Below are 6991 nucleotides of genomic sequence, written 5' to 3' on the forward strand. Positions count from 1 at the left end.
GCCGCCAGGGCGGAACGGCCGGATTCCGGAACCGCGGCGGATCGCTGCGTGTCGGCCACGACGAGGCACCGGCCGCGGCGGAGGATGTCGATCGCCCACGCGAAATCCGCGATCCGGTGCTCGACGGCCAGCGAGGGAACGTCGCCGCGATGGTGGTCCCAGGCCACCCGCGCGGATCCGGAGGCCTGGTCGATGGCGACGTAGAAGGCGCGGTCGACCTCCAGCCGCTCGCCCAGCAGCCGGCAGGCTTCCTGCCGAATGGCGTCCGGATCGGTCAGCGTGCGCACCGCGTCGCTCAGCGCCAGGAGGAAAGCCTGCCGCTCCTCGCGCTCCCGCAGGGCTCGCTCCGTCGCTTTGCGCTCGGTGACGTCGTCGGAGAGGATCAACAGCCGGTCGTTCGCCTGAGGGTAGACGGAGACCTCGAACGAGCGTTCCGTCCACATGTCCCTGTGCTCGAGCCGCGCCGGCACGCCCGCCGCGGCGATCCGCGCGTAGGTCTGCACCCACCAGGGATCGAGATGCGGCGCGACCTCGCGCGCCGGTCGCCCGCGCGCCTGCGCCGCCGGAACGCCGATCAGCCGCTCGAAGGCGGGGTTCAGCTCGATAGGGCGGACATCGACGGCACGGCCCCGTCCGTCGCGTAGGATCTCGAGTTCGCAGAAACCCTGCCCCATCGTCCGGAACAGGGTGCCGTACCGTTGCTCGCTCGCCCGGAGCGCCGCCTCGGCGCGGCGTCGCTCCGCCTCCTCGCCCGCGGCCGGGGCCGGCTCCCCGGTACCGGTGACGAGGGCGAACACGCCCGCCACTGCGCCGTCGGGACCGCGGACGGGGCTGAGACAGAGCGAGACCATGGGACCGGAGGCTGCCGGGCCGAGCGCGACCCCGGCGGCGGTGACCGCCTCGCCGGCGAGGGCTCGGCGGAGAAGCGACGCGAGCGCGGCCGCGTCATCCCCCGTTCTCGCGAGGGTGGTGAAGGCGGCCCCCGGCGGGACGGGGCCGAGCAGCGCCGCGAAGCTGTCGTTGCACAGGGTCGTCATTGCCGGGCCCCAGGCCAGGGCCGCCGGGGCGCCCAGGGCGGTCACAAGACCGGCGGCGGAGCGCAGCGCGTCGGGCCACGTTTCGACGGGGCCGAGCGATGTGCCGGCCCAGTCGTGTTCGCGGCTCCGCGGCTCCGGCGTCTGGCGCTTCGACGGCCGGGCAGGCGGCTCTGTTCTCGCGCCCATCCTACGCCCCGTGGCGGCTCGATGGGCTCAACCTAAGGGACGGACGGGCGAATCTGCAAAGCGCGCGGTTTTCGCGGAGGCGCGTCTCGCCGAGATGTGTCCGGTTCGCCGCCCCGTCGCTCCCGGTGCGGGAGCGGCGGGGAGGCTCGCGGGGGTGCGGACCGGTCGGTTACGCTCCGCGCAGGGCCGAGAGATCGAGCGGCAGCGAGCGCAGGCGCTGGCCCGTCGCGGCGAAGACCGCGTTGGCGATGGCCGGCGCCAGAACCGGCACGCCGGGCTCGCCGATGCCGGTGGGGGCGACGTCGGAGGGCACGATGTGGACCTCGACCCGCGGCATCTCGGAGATGCGGGTCGGCTGGTAGCTGTCGAAGTTCGTCTCCTGCACCACGCCGTCCTTGAGGGTGATGCGGTTACGCAGCACCGCCGAGAGGGCGAAGCCGACCGCACCCTCGACCTGGGCGCGGACGTTGTCCGGATTGACGGCGATGCCGACATCGACCGCGGCGACGATGCGGTTGACCTTCGCCGTGGAATCGCCCGCCGTCACGTCGGCGACCATCGCCACGTAGGAGCCGAAGGATTCGTGCACGGCGACGCCGAGGCCGCGGCCCTTCTCGGAGGGTTTTCGGCTCCAGCCCGCCTTCTCGGCGGCGAGCCGCAGCACGCCGGACAGGCGCGGGGCGCGGGCCAGCAGCGACAGGCGGTAGGCGACCGGATCGGCGTTCGCCGCATGCGCCAGCTCGTCGATGAACACCTCCATCACGTGGGCGGTGTGGGTGTGGCCGACCGAGCGCCACCACAGCACCGGCACGCCCTCGCGGGCGTTGTGCACCTCGAAGCGGTAGGCCGGCAGGGCGTAGGGCGTGTCGGAGGCGCCCTCGACGGTGGTGGAGTCGATCCCGTTCTTCACGAGCATCGCCTCGAAGGGCGAGCCGATCATGATCGACTTGCCGACCATGGCGTGGCGCCAGCCGGTGATCTGGCCCTTGGCGTCGAGGCCGGCCTTGACCGTGTGGAAGACCTGCGGGCGGTAATAGCCGCCGGCCATGTCGTCCTCGCGGGTCCAGACGAGGTGGACCGGCGCCTTGCCGTCCCAGGCCTTCACGATCGCGGCGGCCTCGGCGAAGTAGTCGGCGCCGGGCGTCGCGCGCCGCCCGAACGAGCCGCCGGCCCACTGCGTGTGCAGCCGGACCTTGTCGGTGGTCACGCCCAACGTCGCGGCCAGGACCGCCTGCTCGACGGTCTGGATCTGGCAGCCGGCATAGACGTCGAAGGAGCCGTCCGCCGCCCGCTCGATCGTGGCGTTCAGGGGCTCCATCGCCGCGTGCGCGAGGTAGGGGAAGGAGAACTCCGCCTCCAAGACCTTGGCCGCGCCCTTGATGCCGGCATCGGCGTCGCCGGCCTGCGAGGCGACGAGACCGGGCGTCTTCGCCGTCTGGCGGTACTCGGCGAGGATCGCGTCCGAGGAGCGGGTCTCGGCAGCCGAGTCGTCCCAGGTCACTTTCAGGGCCTCGCGGGCCTTCATCGCGCTCCAGGTGTCGCGGGCGATCACCGCCACGCCGGTCGGGATCGTAACGATGCCGACGACGCCGGGCATGCCCTGCGCGGCCTCCGCATCCACGCTCCTCACCGTGGCGCCGAAGCGCGGCGGGTGGGCGACGAGCGCCGTGACCTGGCCGGGGCGGCGGATGTCGAGGGAGTAGATCGCGGTGCCGTCGGTCTTGGCGATCGAATCGATGCGCGGCACGCGCTGGCCGATCAGCGTCCACTCGGCCGGCGTCTTCAGGCGCGGCTCCTGCGGCACGGGCTTGGCAGCCGCCGCTTCCGCGAATTCGCCGAAGCGGGCCTGCTTGCCCGACTTGTGGCCGATGACGCCCTTGGCGACGGTGATCTCGCCGGCCGGCACGGCCCACTTGTCGGCGGCCGCGGCCACCAGCATGGCGCGGGCGGCGGCACCCGCCTTGCGGAGCTGGAACCACGAATTGGCGATCGCCGTCGAGCCGCCGGTGCCCTGGACCGGGCCCATCAGCAGGTTGGCGTAGAGCTTGGCGTCGGCCGGCGCGAAGGCGACGCGCATCTGGCTCCAATCCGCGTCGAGCTCGTCGGCGAGGATGGTTGCGAGGCCGGTCGTGTTGCCCTGGCCCATGTCGAGGTGCTTGATCATCACCGTGACGGTGTCGTCGGCGGCGATCCGCACGAAGGCGTTGGGCTGGGCCGGAGCCTTGGACAGGGCGTCCGAGGCGTCCGCGGCGCGGGCGCCCTTCAGGTCGAGGCGGAAGGCGAGCAGCACGGCGCCCGCCGCCGCGCCGGTGAGGAAGGCGCGCCGCGAGGGGACGGGCGCATCGATCGAATCGAGCTTGAGCATGCCGGGCTCCTTGTTCAGATGGGCTGCGGGGCGGCTCAGGCGAGCGAGCGGGCGGCTTCGTGGATAGCAGCGCGGATGCGCTGGTAGGTGCCGCAGCGGCAGACATTGCCGTCCATGGCGCCGTCGATATCGGCGTCGCTGGGCTTCGGGTTGTCGGTGAGCAGGCCGATCGCCGACATGATCTGGCCGGACTGGCAGTAGCCGCACTGCACCACGTCGAGGCCGCGCCACGCCGCCTTCACCGCGTCGGCCACCTTGCCCTGGACGCCCTCGATCGTCGTGATCTTGGCCTCGCCCACGTCGCCGATGCGGGTCTGGCAGGAGCGCACCGGCTGGCCGTCCAGGTGGACGGTGCAGGCGCCGCACTGCGCGATGCCGCAGCCGTACTTGGTGCCGGTCATGTCGAGCCGGTCGCGGATGACCCAGAGCAGGGGCATGTCCGGATCGGCATCGACCTCCCGGACCACGCCGTTCAGGTTGAGGGTCAGCATGGGCGCACTCCGTGATCGACGTGCCGCACGAAGCGCTCGGGGTCGCCCGCACCGTCCCGCAACGGGGTGGCGCTTCGGGAGCATCGCTTCGGGACGTCACTTGGAATCGTTCCGATTCTGATCCCGGAGCGCCATTCCTGATGTGCGGCAGCGCACCTGGATACGAAATGAGGTTTTCCCGACCCCGATCGGCGCAATTCGCGGGACTGTCGAAGCCGCTTCTTAACGGTTCGCGGGCACGCTGTCGGCTCTCCACCTCGCCCCGTGCGCCGCAAGACCACGACTGGCCCCACGCTCCGCTCCCGATTGGCGATCTCGACGGTTATGGCCGACCTTACAGCGGAGATGGTTCAGCGCGGGCGCGGTCCCTCCTCGCAGGAGGTGGCCAAGCGCCGCGGCATCGCGCGCGACATGCGCTCGGCCCGGGAGCGGCTGACCTCCACGAGCGGCCTGGAGCGGGCCTTCGACTACGAGTTGCTGCGCCTCTACGCGCAGTACCGGCTCGGCGCGGGCATCCCGCTCCTCGTCCTGGCGCTCGTGGTGGCGGGTGCCTCCACGATCTGGGTGCCGGCCGTGACGGCGGCGTTCTGGACGGCCGGGGCGCTCGCCGCCACCGCGCTGATGCTGCTCCTGAGCCGCCGCTTCCTGCGGCAGGAGCCGGGAACCCTGCCGCTCCGGCGCTGGGGACGCCTCTTCATCGCCGCCGAGTTCGGCCAGAGCCTCGCCTGGGCGATGCTGCTGCTCGTCGGCGTCCCGGATTCCCGCACCCTCGCGCTGTTCGGCCTCGTCATCGTCGCGGCGGTGACGACGATGCTCGCCGCGACCGTGCCCGTCGCCGCCCTGTCCGGCCTGCTGCCGCTGATGCTGGCGGCCCTGTCGCTGCTCCTCTTCTCCCGCGACATGGACACGATGCTCCTCGTCGCGATGACGGTGGCGAGCCAGCTCTTCTTCGCCGGGCTGGCGCGGCGCCTCTACGCCTCCGCCGTCGGCACCCTGCAATCGCGGGCGGAGAAGGACGCGATCTTCGCCGAACTCGAACAGGCCAAGGCCAATTCCGACGAGGCCCGGCGGCGGGCGGAGGAGGCGAACCTCGCCAAGTCCCGTTTCCTCGCCACCATGAGCCACGAGCTGCGCACGCCCTTGAACGCCATCCTCGGCTTCTCGGAGGTGATGAAGAACGAGGTGTTCGGCGCCCACGCCGCCCCGGCCTACCGGGAATACGCCACCGACATCCACGACAGCGGGATGCACCTCCTGAACCTCATCAACGAGATCCTCGACCTCTCGCGCATCGAGGCCGGGCGCTACGACCTGAGCGAGGAGGCGGTGCAGCTCGCCCACACGGTCGAGGAATGCCGCCACATGATGACCCTGCGCGCCCGCAGCAAGGGCCAGACCTTCACGAGCCTCATCGACGATTCCCTGCCGCGGCTCTGGGCGGACGAGCGGGCGCTGCGCCAGATCGTGCTCAACCTGCTCTCGAACGCGGTGAAGTTCACGCCGCCGGGCGGCGAGATCACGATCAAGGTCGGCTGGACCTCGTCGGGGGGGCAATATGTCAGCGTCAAGGATTCCGGGCCCGGCATCCCCGAGGACGAGCTCGGCACGGTGATGTCCTCGTTCGGGCGCGGCTCGCTGGCGATCAAGACCGCCGAGCAGGGCTCCGGCCTGGGGCTCCCGATCGTGAAGGGCCTGATCGACCTCCACGGCGGCGGCTTCCAGCTCAAGTCGAAGCCGCGCGAGGGCACCGAGGTGATCGTCACCTTCCCCGCGAGCCGCGGCATGGACACGCTCGCCGCCGTCAACCTCGGCGACGGCAAGGCCGCGGCCGAGGCGTCCTCGTCCCGGCGGGCGCGGGCGGCCTGATCCGGGTCGAGACGCGCCCGACGCCTTTCGAAAAGAATCCGGTCCGACAGGTTGTCGTCAGCTTACCCGTTTTACGTGTGTCCGTCGGCAGCGAGGAGACACGCATGAGCGGCGGGATCTCGAACTTCGCCTCGACGCCATCGGGGCCGGCAACGGCCGGCGGGACGGCTTCCGTCACGCTTCCGGAGATCAGCGTCAGCGGCGGGGGCGCCCTGCCGGGTGACGGCAGCTACGGCGACCCGATCCAGGGTTTCCATCAGATCAACCGGCAGATGGCGGCGACGCAGAGCGCCTTCTCGGCGACGCTGAACGCCAGCAACAGCATCAATGCCGGGTTCGACGCGGCCAACGCGGCCCGCAACGCGGCGCAGCGGGCGCAGCTCGGCGCGGGCTTCGAGGCCGCCAACGCCCAGCGCGCGGCGATGTTCGCCGCCCCGCCGGTGACGGGGCCAATTCTGCCGCCGAACTTTTCCGAGACGGCGCAGGTGCCAGCGCCGGTCCAAGCGCCTGCGACGCCACAGGTTCCGGAGCCGGCACCGCAACCGCCGCAGGTGCCCGCACCCCCACAGCCGGTCCCGGATCCGGGGAGTGTTGCTCCACTGCCCGCGCCCGACCCCGAGGCCGCGCCGCCGCCGGCCGCCGCCGCGACCGCGCCCGTTTCGATCGCTCCCCCTCTGACCTTGCGCCCGCCGCCGGGCCTGCTGGCCGGAGCCGCGCGCCTGGGCACGGTGGCCCGTGTGCCGCCGATCGGCCCGGTGGGTCTCGCGGCCCTGCTCGGAAGTCTCGTCGGTGCCGGCGTGGCGGTGCTGACGGGTCAATCCCAGGGATCGACGCCGGCGAACGGGTCTCTGGCGCCGGGCCTCGACTATCGCTTCGATCCGGCCGCCCCCGGCGGGGCCCGGGTCACGCTGACCCGGCCCGATCCGGCGACCGGGACGCCGCAGCCCTACGCCGAGCTGACCGCGAACGCGCAGGGCGTGCTGACGACGGCTGGCGGGGCGGTGGTCGGGCGTCTTCGGGAGGGCAGTTTCGAGATCGACGTGAAC

General features: G+C 72.1%; 4 protein-coding genes and 1 pseudogene. 2 read left to right on the plus strand and 3 right to left on the minus strand.

The features are described from left to right. The 3 genes from MFF42_RS10990 to MFF42_RS11000 all read right to left on the minus strand — a co-directional run. Positions 1-1223, minus strand: a 1223-nt coding sequence (locus MFF42_RS10990; RefSeq protein ID WP_238255792.1) for a PAS domain-containing protein, incomplete at its 3' end; no start/stop codon positions are given. A gap of 169 nt (positions 1224-1392) precedes the next feature. Next, positions 1393-3588 (minus strand): xanthine dehydrogenase family protein molybdopterin-binding subunit, encoded by a 2196-nt coding sequence (locus MFF42_RS10995; protein WP_238255793.1) that lies wholly within the window; start codon positions 3586-3588, stop codon positions 1393-1395. A 35-nt stretch (positions 3589-3623) separates the two neighbouring features. Then, a complete protein-coding gene (locus MFF42_RS11000; RefSeq protein WP_238255794.1) occupies positions 3624-4079 on the minus strand; it encodes a (2Fe-2S)-binding protein in 456 nt (151 codons plus the stop codon). 324 nt (positions 4080-4403) lie between these two features. Here MFF42_RS11000 and MFF42_RS11005 point away from each other — a divergent pair, with 324 nt between their 5' ends. Together MFF42_RS11005 and MFF42_RS11010 are read left to right on the plus strand one after the other, a co-directional pair. Further along, on the plus strand, positions 4404-5945 hold the full coding sequence (locus MFF42_RS11005) for a sensor histidine kinase (RefSeq protein WP_238255795.1): 1542 nt from the start codon (positions 4404-4406) through the stop codon (positions 5943-5945). A 104-nt stretch (positions 5946-6049) separates the two neighbouring features. Further along, a pseudogene (locus MFF42_RS11010) lies at positions 6050-6991 on the plus strand (hypothetical protein); the annotation flags it as partial.

The sequence above is a fragment of the Methylorubrum podarium genome (genome assembly GCF_022179745.1).
Lineage (GTDB): Bacteria > Pseudomonadota > Alphaproteobacteria > Rhizobiales > Beijerinckiaceae > Methylobacterium > Methylobacterium podarium.